The sequence below is a fragment of the Paenibacillus sp. ALJ109b genome (assembly GCF_010747435.1).
Classification (GTDB): domain Bacteria; phylum Bacillota; class Bacilli; order Paenibacillales; family Paenibacillaceae; genus Paenibacillus; species Paenibacillus taichungensis.
The window spans coordinates 207,949-227,991 of record NZ_JAAIFP010000017.1 but is presented as its reverse complement, the minus strand read 5'-3'; the positions used below and the strand labels follow the sequence as shown (position 1 = coordinate 227,991).

At 46.3% G+C, this 20,043-nt stretch carries 19 protein-coding genes, 1 rRNA gene and 1 riboswitch; of the genes, 7 read left to right on the top strand and 13 right to left on the bottom strand.

All coding sequences use genetic code 11. From position 1 onward, the window contains the following. Window positions 1–152: 152 nt before the first annotated feature. The 3 genes from rrf (at window position 153) to G3352_RS18755 (ending at window position 1,765) form a co-directional block, all read left to right on the top strand. Window positions 153–269 (top strand): 5S ribosomal RNA (gene rrf / locus G3352_RS18765). Window positions 270–494: 225 nt separating this feature from the next. Further along, window positions 495–1,118: a deoxynucleoside kinase gene (locus tag G3352_RS18760; protein WP_163758754.1), complete on the top strand. Its 624-nt coding sequence runs from the start codon at window positions 495–497 to the stop codon at window positions 1,116–1,118. After that, window positions 1,115–1,765: a deoxynucleoside kinase gene (locus G3352_RS18755; RefSeq protein ID WP_076290439.1), complete on the top strand. Its 651-nt coding sequence runs from the start codon at window positions 1,115–1,117 to the stop codon at window positions 1,763–1,765. The genes G3352_RS18760 and G3352_RS18755 overlap by 4 nt, the downstream gene beginning before the upstream one ends. Window positions 1,766–1,855: 90 nt before the next feature. Here the strand turns inward: G3352_RS18755 and G3352_RS18750 are convergent, their stop codons facing one another. Continuing rightward, window positions 1,856–2,317 carry a ferritin-like domain-containing protein gene (locus G3352_RS18750; RefSeq protein ID WP_163758752.1) on the bottom strand — a complete coding sequence of 154 codons (462 nt, stop codon included), beginning with the start codon at window positions 2,315–2,317 and terminating at the stop codon, window positions 1,856–1,858. A 192-nt stretch (window positions 2,318–2,509) separates the two neighbouring features. On the opposite strand from G3352_RS18750, the gene G3352_RS18745 reads away from it, so the two are divergent. Then, window positions 2,510–2,992: a hypothetical protein gene (locus tag G3352_RS18745; protein WP_163758750.1), complete on the top strand. Its 483-nt coding sequence runs from the start codon at window positions 2,510–2,512 to the stop codon at window positions 2,990–2,992. A 376-nt stretch (window positions 2,993–3,368) separates the two neighbouring features. On the opposite strand, the gene G3352_RS18740 is transcribed toward G3352_RS18745, so the two are convergent. The 12 genes from G3352_RS18740 to G3352_RS18685 form a co-directional block, all read right to left on the bottom strand. Then, window positions 3,369–4,112, bottom strand: coding sequence for a MerR family transcriptional regulator (locus tag G3352_RS18740; RefSeq protein WP_163758748.1), 744 nt, complete (start codon window positions 4,110–4,112; stop codon window positions 3,369–3,371). A gap of 171 nt (window positions 4,113–4,283) precedes the next feature. After that, a complete protein-coding gene (gene thiE, locus G3352_RS18735) occupies window positions 4,284–4,949 on the bottom strand; it encodes a thiamine phosphate synthase (protein ID WP_163758746.1) in 666 nt (221 codons plus the stop codon). Further along, window positions 4,949–5,761 (bottom strand): bifunctional hydroxymethylpyrimidine kinase/phosphomethylpyrimidine kinase, encoded by an 813-nt coding sequence (thiD, locus tag G3352_RS18730; protein WP_163758744.1) that lies wholly within the window; start codon window positions 5,759–5,761, stop codon window positions 4,949–4,951. The genes thiE and thiD overlap by 1 nt, the downstream gene beginning before the upstream one ends. Next, complete coding sequence (gene thiM, locus G3352_RS18725) at window positions 5,761–6,570, bottom strand: hydroxyethylthiazole kinase (RefSeq protein WP_163758742.1); 810 nt, start codon at window positions 6,568–6,570, stop codon at window positions 5,761–5,763. The genes thiD and thiM overlap by 1 nt, the downstream gene beginning before the upstream one ends. Before the next feature lie 151 nt (window positions 6,571–6,721). Further along, window positions 6,722–7,789, bottom strand: a complete 1,068-nt coding sequence (locus tag G3352_RS18720; protein WP_163758739.1) for an ABC transporter substrate-binding protein — start codon at window positions 7,787–7,789, stop codon at window positions 6,722–6,724. 48 nt (window positions 7,790–7,837) lie between these two features. Next, a complete protein-coding gene (locus G3352_RS18715; protein ID WP_481856310.1) occupies window positions 7,838–8,650 on the bottom strand; it encodes an ABC transporter permease in 813 nt (270 codons plus the stop codon). Next, window positions 8,637–9,404, bottom strand: coding sequence for an ABC transporter ATP-binding protein (locus tag G3352_RS18710; protein WP_163758737.1), 768 nt, complete (start codon window positions 9,402–9,404; stop codon window positions 8,637–8,639). The genes G3352_RS18715 and G3352_RS18710 overlap by 14 nt, the downstream gene beginning before the upstream one ends. Before the next feature lie 176 nt (window positions 9,405–9,580). Continuing rightward, window positions 9,581–9,683: riboswitch (TPP riboswitch) on the bottom strand. A 108-nt stretch (window positions 9,684–9,791) separates the two neighbouring features. Next, a complete protein-coding gene (gene hisC / locus G3352_RS18705) occupies window positions 9,792–10,913 on the bottom strand; it encodes a histidinol-phosphate transaminase (RefSeq protein ID WP_163758736.1) in 1,122 nt (373 codons plus the stop codon). A gap of 24 nt (window positions 10,914–10,937) precedes the next feature. Further along, window positions 10,938–11,714, bottom strand: coding sequence for an ATP-binding cassette domain-containing protein (locus tag G3352_RS18700; protein WP_163758734.1), 777 nt, complete (start codon window positions 11,712–11,714; stop codon window positions 10,938–10,940). A 24-nt stretch (window positions 11,715–11,738) separates the two neighbouring features. Next, window positions 11,739–12,524: an ABC transporter permease subunit gene (locus G3352_RS18695; protein WP_163758732.1), complete on the bottom strand. Its 786-nt coding sequence runs from the start codon at window positions 12,522–12,524 to the stop codon at window positions 11,739–11,741. A gap of 27 nt (window positions 12,525–12,551) precedes the next feature. Continuing rightward, window positions 12,552–13,607: an ABC transporter substrate-binding protein gene (locus tag G3352_RS18690; RefSeq protein ID WP_240343134.1), complete on the bottom strand. Its 1,056-nt coding sequence runs from the start codon at window positions 13,605–13,607 to the stop codon at window positions 12,552–12,554. Further along, the gene (locus G3352_RS18685) at window positions 13,604–14,746 is read right to left on the bottom strand and encodes an iron-containing alcohol dehydrogenase family protein (protein WP_163758730.1); all 1,143 of its coding nucleotides are present in this window, start codon (window positions 14,744–14,746) and stop codon (window positions 13,604–13,606) included. Before G3352_RS18685 ends, G3352_RS18690 begins: the two co-directional genes overlap by 4 nt. Window positions 14,747–15,032: 286 nt before the next feature. On the opposite strand from G3352_RS18685, the gene G3352_RS18680 reads away from it, so the two are divergent. The 3 genes from G3352_RS18680 (at window position 15,033) to G3352_RS18670 (ending at window position 19,821) form a co-directional block, all read left to right on the top strand. Continuing rightward, the gene (locus tag G3352_RS18680; protein WP_163758728.1) at window positions 15,033–15,725 is read left to right on the top strand and encodes an aspartate/glutamate racemase family protein; all 693 of its coding nucleotides are present in this window, start codon (window positions 15,033–15,035) and stop codon (window positions 15,723–15,725) included. 135 nt (window positions 15,726–15,860) lie between these two features. Beyond that, window positions 15,861–16,736 carry a radical SAM/SPASM domain-containing protein gene (locus tag G3352_RS18675; protein ID WP_064640556.1) on the top strand — a complete coding sequence of 292 codons (876 nt, stop codon included), beginning with the start codon at window positions 15,861–15,863 and terminating at the stop codon, window positions 16,734–16,736. 280 nt (window positions 16,737–17,016) lie between these two features. After that, window positions 17,017–19,821, top strand: coding sequence for an S-layer homology domain-containing protein (locus G3352_RS18670; RefSeq protein ID WP_163758726.1), 2,805 nt, complete (start codon window positions 17,017–17,019; stop codon window positions 19,819–19,821). Window positions 19,822–20,043 lie beyond the last annotated feature (222 nt).

The window sequence follows — 20,043 nt, the reverse complement described above, 5'->3', positions numbered from 1 at the left end:
CTTATCCAATATGCAGGTTATAAATCGCAAATTTCGTTTCGGATCTAGTTTTCAGAGAATAATCTCTGAAATGAAAATTGGTACATCACAGAATGTGTGTATGATTTTCAGTTCCACAATGATTTCAAGAAGCTATGCTTCGACAAATCGCGTTTGGTGGCGATGGCGGAGGGGTTCCACACGTACCCATCCCGAACACGACCGTTAAGCCCTCTAGCGCCGATGGTACTTGGACCGCAGGGTCCTGGGAGAGTAGGACGCCGCCAAGCAATCAAAAGACACGATCGTAGATAAGCGATCGTGTCTTTTTCTGTTATTATGATTTTAGGAATGAATATAACTACTGTAGGCTGTTTTATATATCTTCGATTTTAGAGATAAAACTCATTTTATACATAAAATACTGGCCTTCCCATCATCCAAGCTGTGATACAATAGGTGGGGCCTATATAGAAACGGAAACACGCATGAGTACGAGGAGGAACTGAATCACGATGAAATCAGCCCCGTTTATTGCCGTGGAGGGTCCGATTGGTGCGGGGAAAACAACGTTAGCAACGATGCTTTCTCAGGAATTGAACCTTCCGCTGGTCAAGGAAATTGTAGAAGAGAATCCCTTTTTGGCTTCCTTCTATCAGGATATAGATGAGTGGAGCTTCCAGCTTGAAATGTTTTTTCTGTGTAACCGGTTTAAGCAACTGGAAGACACAGGCGTGCACTACATTAAGAAGAATACACCCGTCATTTCGGACTATCATATCTATAAAAATATGATTTTTGCCGAACGTACCTTAAAGGGAACGAAACGAGACAAATACCGTCAAATCTATCATCTCTTAACAGATGATCTGCCGAAACCCAATCTGGTGCTCTATATTGAGGCTGAACTCGATACATTGATGAATCGGATCAACAAACGTGGACGGTCTTTTGAGCAGGATATGGACCCGGCTTATATGGAGCAGTTAATTGCAGATTATAAAACAGGTATGGCCTACCTGGCTAGCAGCCCGAATCCGCCGATAATTATTAAGGTGAATGCGGAGCAGATCGATTTTGTAGAACATCCCGAACATTTTAAACAGATTGTTAATCAGGTAAAGGAGTATATCACATGAACAACTATGGCATTCCGGCGAATGCATTAATTACGGTAGCAGGTACCGTTGGGGTGGGCAAATCCACGCTAACAGCGGCACTGGCAGAGCGTTTGAGCTTCAAGACTTCGCTCGAGCAAGTCGACCACAATCCATATCTGGAGAAGTTCTATCATGACTTTGAACGATGGAGCTTCCATTTGCAAATTTATTTCCTGGCAGAACGTTTTAAGGAACAGAAGAAAATCTTTGAACTGGGCGGTGGCTTCGTACAGGATCGTTCTATCTATGAGGATACAGGTATCTTTGCGCAAATGCATGCGGATCAGGGGACAATGTCAGCTACGGATTTTGAGACGTACAGCAGTTTGTTTGAAGCTATGGTGATGACACCGTATTTCCCTCATCCGGATGTACTGATTTACCTGGAAGGTAGCTTGCCATCCATTCTGAATCGGATTACGGAACGCGGACGGGAGATGGAGATTCAGACCGACCGTTCCTACTGGGAGCATATGCATGAGCGCTATTCGGTATGGATTAATCAATTTACGGCTTGTCCGGTGCTGCGTTTGAACATTGATGAGTATGATGTGAATGACCCAGCATCGGTGGATGCTATTTTGGCGCAGATTGCTGCTGTCATTAATCCTGCCAAGGGAGCTTAATTTATATAAAATGCCTTTTGACATGAGATAATTAGATTTATATAGTCTTCCCCTCTACGCCAGCGAAAGCTTCTAGAGGGGATTTTTTCGTTATTTGGTAATAGGAGAATTCTCAAAAGATGTTTTTGACTTATGCTTTGTTAAGTAATACAGGAACCAGACGGCATGTCTCTGTTCATCCGTTGCTGCACGTCGAAACGATTCTTTAATGTAAGGGTCATTTGCTTGATCTGCGACTTGTGAGTAAAACTCAACCGTGTTTTGCTCATCATTAAAAGCATAATCTATTCCCGCGAAATACTCTGATGGACAATCCGAAGAGATTTGGACCGTAGGTTGCGTACCTGTTAACGAAACATAAATGGCGGTGAATTTTTGAAGATGCTCTAATTCATCAAGACGTATCTCCAGAATACGGGCTTTTTCCACTTCTGAGGGTGCTAATTCTGCCAGTTTGGCGTAACAGACAATTGCTGAGGATTCTCCATTAATAGCTTTGGAAATTTGCGCTAACAGCAAGTTGTCATTTCGGTAATAGGGAACATAGTACATGGGAAGTACTCCTTCCAAACACGTTTTAACCAGAATATGCGATTATTAGGCGGATGTGCCTATTTCTTAAAGAGTGAGGGGACGAAACAAAAGCAGGGAGAATTTTGTTGAATAAAAGGTGTATTTGTGGTTTCATAGGAAAGGTGAATTCTGGAAAAGAAGCATTAGCATGACTCAGGAGGGAAAGACAACGTGGAAGAGAAACAAGGGATCAAGATTGGCATGCCAATCGTTGGTGGATTATTGGCAGCAGTTGTAGGGGGCATTGTGTGGGCAGTGATCGCTGCCATGACGGAAAGGGAGCTTGGGCTCATTGCTATCGTCATTGGGGCGCTCACAGGCTACGCGGTTGTATTGTTCTCGAACAAACGGATCGCTACGGCACACAAAGCAATTGCAGTTATCTTTGCCCTTATCGGCATTTTGCTTGGGAAGTATCTGACGGTGGTGTATTTTACTTCCGAGTTGTTCAGCGATGCCAGCATGTTGGATCTGGTGTTCGATGGAGAGATGGTAAGTGCATTTGTGGATACCTTTACGGATTATTTCAGCGAGCCAGTTGACCTGTTATTCATCGTACTGGCGATCGTATCGGCATGGCAGATTCCAGGACGGATGGCGAAGACCAGTCTGGCATCGGATGCTTCTTCGTCTGATCACGCTCCTAGAGCTTAACCGATGGATAGCAGGAAGCTAGACCTGAGTAATACAGGGACTGCCTCCATTAAAAAAGTACTCAGAGTGAATAACTGTAATGGCTTATTCACATTGCGGCTGAGATACTAAAAGAGGGACGTGACGCCTTAGGGCGTACGTCCCTTTTTTGTGTAAACTGAGTAATGTTGAATCCCTCGGCTGTCCAGCACATTGCATGAACACGGAAAAGATGTGGCAGAACGGAGTTCTATTTAATATGAGCATATTCCCTATATCGAGAGAGCAAGTTTTCATTTGCAATAGAAAGATCGAAATGGAACTACTTGTTTACAACTTATACCTGATTGCGAGGGGCATCGGATAATGCTATAGGTGGAATCAATGTAGGCCTAGATTAACTGTTTCGATCAGCAAACACAGCCATGGCATCCCGCATAAATACAGCCAAGCCTTCGCCGAATTGATCAATATTACGTGTAAAACGTTCGTCGTCTACGTACATTTGGCCCAACCCTCTGAAGACTTCAGGAGAATAATTGCCCATGTTGTTCAGATAGCTGTACCATTCCGAGATTCCGGCTTGAGCTTCGGCAGAGTTTGGATCCGTGTGACGAATTGCTGCAAGACGAGTGTAGATTGAATTCATTTGATCGGATAGAGCTTTTTGCTCCCCAGGAGACTGGTTGTGTAACTTTTGATTAGCCTGATCCACTGCTTGGTCTCCCCAACGTTCCCGCGCTTCCTGTTCATACGGATTATGACTGAAATTAAACCCTTCAAATTGTTCTTTGGCTGTCATCTTAATTTCTCCTCTCACGTGTTGAACCGATTTATCAATGGTGGCGATCATTTGGTCCAACCGCTGGCGTTTTTTCAGCAAAATACGGCGATGCATATTCAGAGCATCTTCTCGATTGAAAGATGGATTGTTTATAATTTCCTTGATATCTTTCAGAGAGAAATCGAGTTCTTTAAAAAATATAATCTGCTGCAGCATTTCCAGATTGGTATCTGAATACAGTCGATATCCCGCAGAAGTCACTTCGTCCGGTGTTAACAGTCCGATCTCATCATAATGATGCAGTGTGCGCACACTGATCCCGACAAGTTCGGCCACTTCTTTTACTTTCATGGCCATGATAGAAACCTCCTTACACCACCGATTGTACAGCGTCACGTTACGTGAGAGTCAACAGGTGAAAATGAAAAAATAAGATGCAGGCACAGAGGCTGCATCTTGAGAATGACTGAATGTGCTGCACCATCTATCTGGTGCAGCACACGGGCTGGCGGTGCAGGGAGCGCATGGCTACGCCTGCATCCCGCGCACCGCCGCAGCGAACTGCGCAGCCGCTGCGCGCACATCGGCCGCGCCCGCGATGGCGGAGATGACGGCTACGCCGTCGGCTCCTGCCGCCATCACGGCGGCCGTGGTATCGGGCGTAATGCCGCCGATACCCACCACCGGAACTGCGATGCCTTCGGCGCGCAGTTCGGCAACCCCGGCGGGGCCCAGCACAGCGTGGGCATCCGCTTTGGACCGCGTCGGGTACATGGGCCCGACGCCAAGATAGTTGGCGCCCGCCTGCACTGCACGGCGGGCTTCCTCCACGGAGTGGGCGGATACGCCAAGCATCCGCCCTTCTCCGATGCGGGCGCGTACCAGCGCCGCGTCCGCATCGTCCTGGCCGACATGTATGCCGTCGGCCTCCACCGTCACAGCCAGCTCCACATCATCGTTCACGATGAACGGTATCCCGTGCTGGCTGCACATCTCGCGAAGCCGCCTCGCAAGCGTGATGCGTGCTTCGCCAACCAGAGCACCAGTTCCTTTTTCCCGGAACTGGAACAGCGTAATGCCGCCATCGATGGCTTGGCGCAGCACCTCCACCGGGTCACGCGTCGTATTCACGCTGCCCATTACCAAATACACCTGCATCGCATGCCGTATTGCTTCTGCATCCAGAGGGCGCATTACTGTTCACCCCGCAGTCTGCGCTGATACGCAAAATGATTCGTCGGCCCATGTCCAGCCCCAATCCCCAGCTCATCTTCGATGGCTGCCTGAATGAATGCTCGCGCGGTGGTGACGGCAGCCAGTACAGTTGAGCCCTTCGCCAATTCGGCAGTAATGGCCGCAGAATACGTACATCCCGTTCCATGGGTATGCCTTGTCACTACCCGAACGTTCTCCAGATAGTGAAAAGACTGCCCATCATAAAGCACATCGACAATCATGCCACTTCCCTCATCATGACCACCTTTCACCAAAGCATACGTGGAGCCCATCTGCACGATTCGTCTTGCGGCTTCTTCGCGCTGACTCAAATTTAAAATGGACATTCCAGTAAGGAGCTCGGCTTCCGGAATGTTCGGTGTCGTGATCAGTGCATGAGGCAGCAGCTCCGTAATTAGCGCTTGAACGGCTTCCTGCTGTAGCAGGGGAGCGCCACCTTTGGCAACCATAACCGGATCGATGACCAAATTGGACCATCCATAGTGCTGCCATTTCTCGGCAACCAGTTTAATTATTTCAGCACTATAGAGCATGCCCGTCTTCACGGCTGTAGGTTGAAAATCATCACCGGTCGAATCCAACTGTTGAGCAATACCTTCATATGAAATAGGGAAGACGCCCTGCACACCTGTTGTATTTTGGGCAGCGATAGCTGTAATTATAGTCATGCCGTACACGCCAAGCTCCTGAAAGGTCTTCAGATCAGCTTGAATTCCGGCGCCGCCACCATTATCGGAACCAGCAATCGTCAAAGCCTGCGCAATACTCATTACGCACCTCCATCAAACTGGCGAACCTGTGCCCGCTGTGCAAGAACGTCAGGTGTCACTTGGGCCAGTTGATTCAGCAATTCGATCTGGAAGCTGCCCGGTCCCAGGTCAGCGGTGCGTTCCGCCGCAATCTCTGCTGCAACGCCATAGAAAGCGAGTGCTTCCACAACACTGCCCAGCAAGTCGTCTCCCGGTTTCGCAATGGCTGCAAAAGCACCAATTACCGAGCTGAGCAAGCAGCCTGCACCAGTTACTTGGGTAAGCAAGGCATGTCCATTACACGTCAGGAATGTCGTTTGCCCATCCGTAATGACATCCTCGCGTCCGGTAATGACGACCACACAGCCGAGTTTTTGTGCTGCCCGTTCCGCAATTCCAATTCGATCCCCTTCGCCTTGACCTGCATCCACACCTTTGATGCTCCAACGCTCACCGATGACATTGGCGACTTCTGCCACATTGCCCCGCAACACGGTGAGGCGAAGCTCACGAACGAGCATCTGAACGGTTTCCGTACGATAGGCGGTTGCGCCAGCTCCAACCGGATCGAGCACAACAGGTACGTTATTTGAATTAGCTGATTGACCAGCCAAACGGATCGCCTTAACCACCTTTTCGTCCAGTGTGCCAATGTTCAGTACAACCGCTCCTGACATCTTGGCAACATCAGCAACTTCTTCATGCGCATAAGCCATAAAGGGAGATGCACCTAGTGCGAGCAAACCGTTGGCCGTAAACGGAGCGACGACAATATTCGTAATGTTATGAACAAGCGGATTTTGCGTACGAACACGTTCCAGATAAGACATATAAGTTCCTCCTTATAAATAAGCAATTTGATCAATAAAAGTAGTCAGGGCAGGTTTGCCCTTATATCAGTGTTAATTCTGCAACGTTGTTTAATAGTAATGAATTGGCAACTTTCAAACTTTCTTGATCTCACCCAGCAACCGATTTTCCTTATTCACCCTCTAGATTGATAAAAGCATCCTCAGCCTTCACGGAATCCGGAATCAGTTCACTTTGAACCAGCCATGCACGTACGTTTTCCCAGGACGAGGCGTCCTGTCTGCCAAACGGCTGACCTTCTTCATTCATCAGTGGCAGTAAAATATTCAGACTTTTGGTTTCGATCTCCGGGTCAAGGGGAGAAGTTTCGTTCTCATGCTCGAGTAGAATGTTCAAGGCGTCTTCGGGGTGTTCTGTTACATATTTCTGTCCTTCCTGTATCGCTTTGATGAAGCGGGTAAACTGATCCTTGTTCGCTTCAATGCCCGCATCACTTGCAGTGAGGACCAGTTCATAATAATCGGGTACCCCATAATCGACGGGATTGATTGATGTCATGGCATGACCTTCCTTTTCCAGAATCAATTGTTCATGGTTAATAAAACCACCCATAATGGCATCTGCCTGCCCGGAAGCCAGGGAAGGGATCAGGTCAAATCCTACATCGACCAGATTCATCTTTGCTGCATTACCACCATCCTGGCTGATCATGGTACGCACCATCGCTTCATACAGAGGGATTGAGGAATAGCCGACCGTCAGCCCTTCAAGATCTTTTGGCGATTTCACTTTACCGTTGGCTTCGGTCAACAGATGCACGAGCGGATGACGAACGACGGCAGCAATCGAACGTACAGGAATGTTTTCCCCACGCGCGAGCAAAATTTGCGGCTGGTAACTTAGTGCCAAATCGATTTTCCCGGCGGCAACAAGTTTGAGTGCATCATTCGTATCGGCAGGCATCTGAACATCCACGTCTAGACCTTGATCCGCGAAGTAACCTTTTTCCTGAGCAACATAGATGAAGGAATGTACTGCATTCGGGTACCAATCGAGCATGATGGACAGCTTGTCTTTGGATTCCGATGGCGTTTCTATCGCAGATGAGTCTGTATCGTTTGCATTGGAAGTTGAGTCTGTAGCAGGTGTGTTGGTACCCGTATTTCCGCATCCGCTGACGATCAGCAACAGAGACATGAGCAGAATGGGGAGTAGGGAATAGATATGCTTTTTATTCATAACGTAAAGTTCCTCGTTTCTTTTGTTTTTTGTTTTGAATTCCGAAAGTTATCCAGTTTTTCTTCTACCTGCATGACGTGGTGTACCAAATCTTCTCTCCATCCATGCAATGAGTACAAACAGGGCGATACCAAGCAAAGATAACAGCACAATGGCGGCGAACATTGCATCCGTGTTCATATTGCTCGACATTCTGCGGCTGAAATAACCGAGACCCTTACTTCCTCCAAGCCATTCCCCGATCGTTGCACCGACCACACAGTACACCACAGACATCTTCAGTCCCGAAAAGAAGGAGGGAAGGGCAAGTGGAATCTGGAGTTTGAGAAAAATATCCCACTTGGTGGCCCTCATCGTCAGCAGCAGTTCACGCTGCTCCGGATCACCCTGGCGCAGGCCATCGTAGGTGCTCACCACAATCGGGAAAAATGCGATCAGGAACACCACCGCAACTTTACTCCACAGCGTGTAGCCAAACCACAGGATGAAGACGGGGGACAGGGCAATCAGCGGGATCGTCTGACTGATCACGATGAAGGGATATAACGCTTTTTCAATCGACCGATTCATATGCATACCAGTTGCAAGTGCAATTCCGGCACCAATGGACAAGCCAAAACCAATGACAACCTCCATCAAGGTAGCAGGCAGATGTGTAGCTAGCAGAAGGTGGCGATGCTCATACAGCGAACTGGCAATCGCCGTCGGGGCTGGAATGATGAAGGAAGGCACCCATCCTATACGCACAATCCACTCCCAGAAAGCAAGCAGCAAGATCATGAGCAAAAGAAACAGACCATAACGGGCAAGCCAACCTCGTACGCTATGCTTCATGCTATCTCTCAAGTTACCGTCTCGCATGCAATTGTTCCTCCAGTAGTCGTCTCATCTGAACGAGAGCCGGTTCGTAGATCATGTCTGAATGTCTTGGACGTGGCAAAGGTACCGTCAGATCCTGCAGCTGTTGGCCTTGGCGCCCCGGAGTTAACAGGATAATCCGATCACTGAGCAGCAGGGCTTCTTCAATGTCATGTGTGATGAACAACACGGTTTTGCCCAGGCCTTCCCTGAGCTCCAGCAGCCAGCGATGCATCTCACGTTTGGTCAGGGCATCAAGTGCGCCGAATGGTTCATCCAGGAGCATGAGTTGGCCACCTGTCAGCAAAGTACGAAGCAGCGCGACACGCTGGCGCATGCCACCCGACAGTTCGTTCGGGTAAGCATGCGCGTGGCCGGATAAGCCAAATCTTTCGAGACCGGCCAGAATGTCCGCTCGAATCCTTACCTTATCCTGCCGACCTGTAGCAAGTTCAGAGGGGAGCATGCAATTTTCCATGACGCTTCGCCAGGATAACAGGAGGTCCTTTTGTGGCATGTAGGCCACATGTCCCAGTCGCTTTCCTTCTTGAACCCAAGGAATTTCAATGGTACCGTGTGTTGGCTCAAGCAAGCCTGCCAGCAGCTTGAAAAGGGTACTTTTACCGGAGCCGCTGGAACCGATGAGCGAGACAAATTCGCCTTTGGCTACACGCATCGACACATTGGAGAGCACGGGGGAATCCCTTTTTCCCGGGAAAGCGTAGCTCATGTTGTGAATGGTTATATCGTTATCCATCTCGATCCGTTCCCCCTTGTTATTCAAAATTCAACCTCAAACCGCGGGATCTTTAATTACACCTTCTGATCTGCCCGCAGAACGCGAAAAAGACCCACCCATTTCCGGAGAAATGAGTGGGTCTGTAAGTTCAATTCACATTAAAATTCATCATCAACATGAAAAAATCCGCTTACTGAGAGGCCGCTCCACTTCCCTCCGCTGGTATGATCCAGATCAGGTTCAAAGGGTCCGAATCGTTCGATTCGTCTCAGCCGCAAGGCTCCCCTAGTGCAATGTTCAAGATATGCAGTTGTGTGTTCAGCATATATCACATGCAAGTGGAATGTAAAGAGGGCGGCTTAAAAGAAGTGTGCGTAATGTGAGTTAGGAAAGTAACCTAGGATTCTAATCGTTTGAATGTAACAGTGAATCAAGCTCACCGATCAGACGGGCAATCTGCTCAGGTGTGCCAATCGTAATCCGAAGCCAGGTAGGCATTCCGAATTCGGCACCGCCGCGGACAGAGATGCCTCTGTTCAACAATTCTATGGTAATCGGGCCACTATCCTGTAACAGATCCACCATGATGAAATTCGTTTCGGAAGGGATGTAGGGTAATTTCCAATGATCAAAGGACTGTATTAACGTTTCCCGTCCCTGACGATTGTAGTGCAGGCAATGAGAAACAAATTCATGATCATCCAGGCTGGCTGAAGCAGCGGCTTGGGATGTGGCTGTCAGACTGATGGGCAGCTTGACCCGGTTAATGCCTTCAATGATGCTTTCATTCCCGATGCCATATCCAATTCGCAGGCCGGCCAGTCCATATATTTTGGAGAAGGTCCGCAAAATAATCAGATTATTATACTGCTCCAGCAGCTTAACCGTATCAGGATAATCTTCACTTTCCGCGAATTCATAATACGCTTCGTCCAGGACAACCACGACATGGGAGGGAACATGTTCGAGTAAACCATGCAGGGCATCTGCCGTGAAAATAGTTCCGGTTGGATTATTCGGATTGCACAGCCAGATAATTCGGGTAGAAGCATTGATTCGTTGCCGGAGTTGCTCCAGGTCCAGCGAATGGTTGACCAAAGGCACTTCATGAATGACCCCGCCTGCCAGCAGCGTAGCGCCCTTATACCAGTTAAAGGAGGGCACCGGAATGAGTGATTCCTCGCCGGGATTAAGATAGGCTTGGGCGGTAAGGGTTAGGAGCTCGAATGATCCACTGCCAAATACCAATTGGGAGGTACGCACACCCAGACGTTCCGCAAGTTTGTCACGCAGCAGTTGGCTGGAACCGTCGGGGTATTGAGCCAAAAGATCGGAACCCAGCGATCTGACCGCTTCTGCTGCCAGGGGAGAAGAACCAAACGGATTCTCGTTCGCTGCAAGTCGATCTACACTTTCCAGTCCCAACTCCCTTCGGATCTGTTCCATGGATTTGGCAGGTGTATAAGCCGGAATTTGATTTAACAAGTCTTTAACAGGAGGAGAGGGAACAGTTGAGAGGGATTGCATAATCATGCCTTCTTTCCAGTGGAATTAGATCGAGAATGATATCTGTTTCTGGGCAATCTGCTGTGGTGTCACTTGTGGAGGAGTCAACAAACGATTCAGAATCAGGTTTTCAAAATGAGCAAACCCGCTGTCCCGAACGCGCGGCCGCTCCAGCGTAATTCGGGTATCCATCGTTATATGACCATCTTCGATTAACAGCACCCTGTCTGCCAGAGCAACCGCCTCGCTGACATCATGCGTGACCAGAATGACGGTCAGATCTTCTTCAACCCACAAGCGTTCGATTAACTGCTGCATCTCAATTCGGGTTAATGCATCCAATGCACCCAGCGGTTCATCCAGCAGTAGTAAGCGGGGATGACTTGCGAGTGCCCGTGCCAAGGCAACACGTTGTTTTTGTCCGCCAGATAATACCCCCGGCCAGTCACCTTCACGCTCTCCAAGTCCTACATTGCGAAGCGACTGGCGTGCATCTTCCTTATTCTTGTCGGGGATGCCCAGTCGTACATTGTCGAGCACGGATTTCCAAGGCAGCAGCCGAGCTTCCTGAAACAGAAACCGTGTCTCAGGTGCTGTACTGCCAAGCTTTCTGTTGCCGAGCATAACATTCCCGGAAGAGGGGGATTCCAGTCCGGCGATCAGACGCAGCAAAGTACTTTTGCCACAACCGCTTCGTCCAACGATGGCTACAAATTCTCCTTGTCTTACATTGACGTTGATGTCGGATAGAATCGTCCGTTGACCATACGATTTCTGAACCCCATCTACTTGAAGAAAAGGACTGATCTGACTTGTGCTCATGGATTAATTCACGCTCCTTTGGCTTTACTTGCGGGATAGAGCCGGGTTCCAGCGCAGCCAGCGCCGTTCCAGCCATTTGGCGATGGTATCGGACAACTTGCCGAGCAGGGCATATAGCAGAATGCTTAAGACGATTACGTCCATCTGCATGAATTCCCGCGCGTTCATCGCCATGTATCCAATCCCCGCATCCGCCGCAACCGTCTCGGCTACGATGAGGGTCAGCCACATAATGCCAAGTGCATAACGAATGCCCACCAGAATGGAAGGCAGTGCACCAGGCAGGATAATGTCCTTATAAAGGGACCAACGGCTGAGGCCATATACTTTGCCCATTTCAATGAGTCCGGGATCGACCGATCGTATCCCGTGGAACGTATTCAGATATACCGGAAAGAATACACCCAGGGAAACGAGGAATAATTTTGCTTCTTCACCGATCCCGAACCACACAATAACGAGGGGGATCAAGGACAGATGCGGAATATTGCGGATCATTTGCACCGAGGAGTCGGCAATCTTTTCCGCAAGGGAGGAGATGCCGTTCAGCACACCCAGCAGGAAACCGAGACCCCCACCAATGAGGAATCCTCCTAAAGCTCGCCTGGCACTAATACTGATATTGTTCAGTAGTTCACCGTTACCAAGCAGACGAATGAAGGCCTCCAGCACCTGAGCGGGACGGGGCAAAATATTGGCTGCAACAACTCCAGATGCAGTCAGCCATTGCCACAGAGCCAGAATGAGTAGGGGGACAACAAAAGGAATGAACTTGTTAAACCATGCCCGGTTAAAGGTTTTGGACCGCACGTTATGCCTACCTCCTTGCTTCCTTTGTTATTGGCTACCTGGAGCTGGAAGTTGATCTTGAAGTGCATCACTCCAGAATGTGCTCACATCGACTGCCTGCTCAAAAATTCCCGCTTGCTGAAACGTATCCGCTACGTCCTGTTCGGACTTGATGGCCTCTTCAGAAATGGCAACAATACGTGATGGGCGTTGTGCTTCTCCGTCCGTGTAGGTTTTAAGAGCTTGTTCCACCGGCTGGTGGGTGTTGTCTGCTGTAATTTGAGCCCACGCATCCTTATTGGCACGAGCCCAATCATTGAATTTGTTGATTCGCCCCAGATAATCGGCCAGGGCCTCTTTCTGTTCCGCATTTGCAATAGCCTGATCGGAGGCGGCTACTAGGAAGCTGCCTGACAGAATATCTTTGGCGCTGGCGAGCGTTGTTGCTTCATTCTGATGTGCGGAGATGATGGCATTGCCGTAACTGGCAAGGGCATCCACTTTCCCGCTAATCAGGGCGCTGAGTCCATCGGCTGTTGAAAGTTCGACCGGACTGATGTCACTCCAGGTTAATCCGGCTTCCTCCAGCATTTTGAGCAGGAAATAGTGGGCAGTTGTATTTTTCACGAAAGCAACTTTCTTGCCTTTCAGGTCAGCAACTGATTTGATCGATGAACCTTTAGGAACAACGACCTCCTGATTTAAGGTGCTGCCTTGTTGTACCGCAATAATTTTGAAGCTTCCACCATTGGCAGCCTTAGATGCAAAAATGGGCGGAATTTCACTGGTCACACCAAAGTCCAATTGATTTGCAGCCATCGCTTCGAGGATCAGGTTACCTCCCTGAAATACGTTATAAGTGACTTTATAGGGGGTGTCATCGAGTCCGGCGGCTTTTAGCCCCAATTCGAGATTGCCCCATCCGGTCTGACCAACACGAATAGTAACGTCTTTATTCGAAGCAGCTGATGCCGCTGTCGGTGTTGTGCCTGTACCCGCGGCCTGATTGTCAGTTCCGGCAGAGCAGCCGGAGATCAGCATCAACAGAAGCGCGCTCAGAAAGGCAGTTAAGGGAAGAGTGTAATGGCGGTTTGGACGGATCATAGGGAGGAAACCTCCTTGGTGTATGTACTGCTTTCACTGGACTGACTGGATTCTATGAATGTTTGGCCGATACGGTCTGCCTGAAGAATGGCTTCGGTTACCTGCGCCGTGTTAACTCCGAAGGAGAGATGTGCCGCACTGCCTTCCCGCAGCTGTAGTCCTGCTGCAATGCGCGCAGCAGCTTCCTGAGGCTGTTGTTGTATGCCGAGTTGGGCAAGAGTAATAGGCAGATTCAGTTTATGTAACAGAGTGGTCAGCTCATGAAGCTCATCCCCTGCTTTGCCTTCAAGAATCCACTGGGTGAATAGTCCAAAGGCTACCTTTTCTCCATGTAGTGAAGCGTGTGTTTCGGGTAATTTGGTCAGGCTATCATGTAGCCCATGAGCAATTGCGGCATGAAGTGATCCATCGCTAATGCTGCCTACAAGGCCCGCGAGCACAATAATGGCATCGGCAACATCACGGAATTGAGGTGTACTACCGGTTGTATCGGTGGATTCATAGACATCGATGGCGTGTGCTTCAAGAATATCGAGTGCAAGCTTGGCAGTGCTGACACTGTTTCGGAGAGTGAGGCTGGTGGCGTTGCCACTTAGATTAACGGCGAACTCATGCCATTTTACGAGTGTGTCACCGATCCCAGCGGCCAAATACCGCCTTGGTGCACTCGCCAGAATATGAGGATCAGCCAGAACGAGATTAGGCGAACGGCGCAGCGGACGATATCCTGCAGATTGGCCCTGTTCATCATAGAGCACGGTTAAGGCGGACCAGGCAGCGCAGGTTGCTGCAATCGTTGGGACCGTTACAATGGGCAGTTGGGCTTGCTCAGCCACCGCTTTGGACAAATCGAGCACTTTACCACCACCGACGCCGATAATCAGATCAACATCCAGATCAAAAGCTTGCTGCGTAAAAGTATCAATCTGGCTTGTTGTAACCTCACCGTGAAACAATTGCACTTGGAACTTGATCTTATGCTCCTCCAGTGAAGGAAGAAGGTAAGGCTTTACGGCTTTTAATGCAGATTCACCGGCTATGATGAGAACATGCTGCCCAAGCTGTGCAATCCGCGAACCACTTTGCTCAAGAATGTTAGCCTCGTGTACATATACTGCGGGTGCCTTAACAGTAATCATGAATACACTCCCCTTATAACTTATTATTCTTACGTTTTAACTTGGTTTTTAAATTGTTTAGATTCTAGCATTGCGTTTCAGCAACCACAATAACCCGGACAATCAATACATCCTATACTTCGATTGAAAGAATCTATAAGTGACAATAGAATGGGAAAGCGAGAAACATTCGACTCTCTACTACGCATATTGGGGCAGGTTTATTTAATAAGAAAGATACTGTACAATGTCTATTAAATTTCTATATGTTGCTTTCGGGATATATCAAATGGAATGGGGAGTATTTATGAAAACTATTGGCCTTATTGGTGGAATGAGTTGGGAGTCATCTTTAGAATATTATCGAATTATTAACGAAGAAGTGAAAATTAAATTGGGAGGATTGCATTCAGCCAAGTGCATTTTATATAGCGTGGATTTTGAAGAAATCGAGCGCTATCAAGCTGAAGGCGATTGGGAAAGATCTGGTAAATTATTGGGGAATGTTGCTCAGTCTTTGGAAAAGGCAGGAGCAGAAATGATTGTAATTTGTACAAATACGATGCATAAAGTGATTAAACATATTGAAGAAAACGTTAGCTTGCCAATTGTACACATTGCTGATTCAACAGCAAATCAAATTCAAAAGTCCAAAATAAGTACGGTTGGTTTACTTGGCACTAAATATACGATGGAACAAGACTTTTATAAAACACGAATTGAGTTTAATGGTATTAAGGTTTTGATACCGAATGAAGAGGATAGAAGAGTTATAAATAAAGTAATATATGAGGAATTATGTTTAGGGGAAATTCAACAATTATCAAGGGATTATTATAAAAAGGTGATCAAGAGGTTAGTTGATGATGGAGCTGAAGGAATAATATTAGGTTGCACAGAAATTGGATTATTAGTAAAACCAGAGGATTCAGAAGTGCCATTATTTGATACAACACGAATACATGCCATTGAATCTGTTAATTTGGCATTAGAAAAATAATTTTGACACAACCAGATAAATCCGTTCTCGGATTTACCTCCGCTCCTGAACCCGATATAATAGTGGTGGCACTATAGGCCGGATCACAAATGAGGGTGGGACTGTTCTCCCTCTAAGCAGAATGGGGACCCCGAGTTGAAAACGTTCAAGAAAGTATATATTGAGATCACAAGTATATGTAATCTGGCATGCAGCTTCTGTCCACAGACCAAACGTGCCAAAAATTTCATTGACCCTGAAGTCTTCAACAATATATTGGATCAGATCAAACCCCATACCAAACATATTTATTTACATGTCAAAGGTGAGCCGCTGCTTCATCCCAAAATTGATCTGTTACTGGATTCAGCGCATGAGAAGGGATTCAAGGTCAACATTACGACAAACGGTACGCTGCTGCCCAAGACCCAGCACAAACTGCTCGGCAAACCGGCGCTGCGTCAGATGAACTTCTCCCTGCACAGCTTTGATGGACACGAAGGTTCCACAGACCGTGAGGGGTATCTGGGCAATGTGTTGTCATTTGTACGGGAAGCAGTGAAGCACAATGTTATTATTTCATTTCGACTCTGGAATCTGACACAGGATAACTTCACGAATGCGCAGATGAACCGAAACCGGGAGACACTGGAGGTTCTTGAACGAGAGTTCAATCTGGATTTCCGTATTGAGGAAAAAGTGGTGCCGGGAAGCGGTGTCAAAATTGCCCCGAATGTGTATCTGAATCAGGATCATGAATTCCAGTGGCCGAGTCTGGATGCACCCGAAGATGATGGTAAAGGTTTCTGTCATGCGCTTCGCAGTCAGGCTGCCGTGCTTGTCGATGGAACTGTAGTTCCATGCTGCCTCGATGGTGAGGGTGTAATTAACTTGGGCAACGTTCATGAAAAATCGTTCTCGGAGATTGTGGATGGTGAACGAGCCAACAATCTGTTCTATGGTTTCTCCAAACGGGAAGCAGTAGAGGAATTATGTCGGAAGTGCGGATATCGTCAGCGGTTCGGAGCCTAAAATAAAGATATAACAAGTATATAATTGAGAAACGTACCATTTCTGAAAATTGCATTTCAGAAATGGTACGTTTTTGTTTTTTTATACAGGTTAGTCCTTGGAAGTAGAATTTTAAATGAATGCAGTAAAACAACTTTTTTGTAAAATGATAGATTAATAATCTTGTTTTTATAAATTTACATGGTATTATTATCCTATTGATAAGGAGGTGTTTTAGTTCTAAAGATTCATATTTTATTATTTTACCTACCAGAAGCCTATTGAGGAGTGTGTTTTAATTTTGAATTCAAAATGGAAAAATTTTAATCGAAAAGTATCACTAATGCTTTCTACTTCGCTGGTTGTCTCTATGTTATCGATGAGCTTATCTGTATCTGCAGAAATTGATAAGCCTAAAAATGCTCTTACTGATATTGATAAATCCTATGCCAAAACGGAGATTTCAAAATTAGTGGAACAAGGGATAATTACAGGATATGCGGATGGTACATTCAAACCCTCTCAGTCCGTAACAAGAGCTCAATTAGCCAAAATCATGGTTGGTGCACTCAATTTGAAGCCCGATGCTTCGGAAGCAACCCAATTTAAAGATGTTAATAAGGATTTATGGTATGCCGGATATATCGGTGCACTTGTCAAATCTGGAATTGCTCAAGGTACATCAAAAGAAAGTTTTTCACCTAATAAAAGTGTTACAAGAGAAGAATTGGCAGTATTTTTTGTCAGAGCTTTTGGTTGGGAACAACAAAGTGTAATGAGTCAATCTTCCAAACCTCAGTTGTCTGATCTAGATCAAGTATCTAACTGGGCGAAAGAATCAGTATCTACGGCTTATCAATCGGGTTTCATCAAAGGATTGGTGCAAAAAGATGGAACGGTGAAATTTAACCCTTCAGGTGTTGCAGATCGACAGGCGTTGGCAAGACTAGCTTATGAGTTTGTAATGAATAAGTCTACATATGATGAGTACATGGCTCCTACCAAAACGGAGGAAGGAACTGAAGAAGCAAAACCAGAAATCTCAAAGCCATCTGATAATAGTAATAAAGGAAATAGTGGAAGCACTTCCGGTGGTAAGGGGAACGATAATAGTAATGGTGGAAATACTGGAGGTGGGGAACAAGTCTCCAATAATATCAAAGCTCCAGGTACCTACACTCTTGGTGAAGTGACTGGGAATGTGACAATTAGTTCTCAAGATGTTGTATTAAAAAATACTAAAATAAATGGTAGTTTGAAAGTGCTTGAATCCGTTGGGAACGGTGATGTGATCCTTGATAATGTAAGTGTTACGGGAACTACCGAGATTCAAGGTGGGGGGCCTAACAGCATTCACGCTATTAACTCAGTTCTTGCAACAGTCATCGTCAACAAAGCAGACGGAAGCATTCGTTTGGTTCTTGAGGGTGGGAGTGAAGTTCAACAAATCGAAATCAAATCCGGGGCGATAATAGATAATAATTCAACCGGCAACGTTGGGCCGATAGAATTAGCAGAATCAGTTCCGCATAATGCATCTGTAAGACTCAACGGAAGTTTTGATTCTATCCGGGTTCATGCCGAACAAGTTTCGGTAGAATTTGGTGATAACTCTATGATTGGTAATCTTGAAGTGTTTGAACAGGCACTGAATTCTACGTTCAAAATTGGACAAGGGGCTGTAGTGAACAGAGCGATTTTAAACGCAATAGTCGAGTTTTCTGGACAAGGGATACTAAATTCGGCTTTAGTTAATGTAGATGGTATTGACTTTAGTCGACTCAGTCAGTCGCCCAATATTGTAGCAGATCCGACAGTGACTCAGGTCGTTTATTCTCCTGAGGCAGTAGAATTATCTGCAATAGATTCAACACGTCAGATCGTTTTCACTGGAATCACTGACACATCATTCAAAGATATTACAACCATTGCGAAATGGGATGTAGAGAATAACTCCATTGTTGTCGTTAACTCAGGCAAAATTCAGGCGAAGAGCAATGGTACAACGCAAGTAAAAGCAACATATGGTGAATTTGTAATCAATGTTCCTGTAACGGTGGCTGTATACAATGAAGAGGAAACTTATCCGACTCTTAAAGCAATCCATGTCACAAATGGAAGTGCAAAACTAGAGTTTTCAGAAGGTATTGATGTTAGCGATCTGAGTTCAGATAATTTCATAGTTACAGCATATTTAAATGGATCAGAAAAGCGTCTAAATAATCTGCAGTATGCTAATGGAGAATTTACTTTTGAACCTGTTAACAGTTATGGATCTACTCTATATCTGACTGTAGAGTCCGATGTAAATAAGACTCTTTTTGCAGGAAGTCAAAGTGGAGCAATCAAGCTTACCGGATTCGGTGGCCACATTAAGGATGTTGCTGGGAGTGCAGTTGCAAATTTACAAATTGATTTCAGAAAAGGTCTGGATAACAAATCAGGCGAAATTGTAGGATCAGTAACGACAGACTCCTATGGAAATTATAAGATTTATCTTCCCCCTGGCATATATACAGGTGAACTGGGCGGAGGAAATACAAAATATATTAAAACATTTTTAATTGGTGTATCGGCTTTAAATGTGGAAAACAGAAATGAGAATCAAACCGCTATTGAGATTCCTACTCAAGATGAAACACGTATCGTTTTAACTTGGGGTAAAGATCCGGTTGATTTGGACTCCCATCTTATCGGTCCTGGAGGTTCGGGTGACATTTTCCATACGTATTATGGTGACAAGAAATACTATTACGACGGAGAAGTTTTAGTTGATTTGGACTTGGATGATGTCACGTCCTATGGACCAGAAACAACAACAATTCGTCATCTTCTTCCAGGCACGTATACTTTCTATGTACATCATTACTCAGGAGTAAGTACAATTAAGAGTTCTGGTGCTAAAATTGAAGTATTCAATGGGGCGGTGGCCACACCAAGTGCAGAGTTTATCGTTTCTGAAGGAAGCGGAAGTGAAAGATACTGGGTTGTCTTCAAAATGGTTGTTTCGGAGACTGGAACAGTTACTTTTGAAACCGTAAATGAATTCACAGACATGAACCCACTTTACACACTTCAATCAACGAATAATAATACTGAGGAATAACTATAGGAATCTTACAGATTGTAGAGAAACCCTGTCTTTTATAGATTAGGGCTTTCTTTTTTTTGTTATAGTACTTTTGATTTACAGATACAAATACAGCATACCCGAAGTTGAGATCGGCATATTACACAATGGAGTACGATACAAAAAATGCCGGGAACACAGGCATAATGCTGTCGTTTCTATATCTAAGCTAATGATTATTATCGTAACATTCCTTTT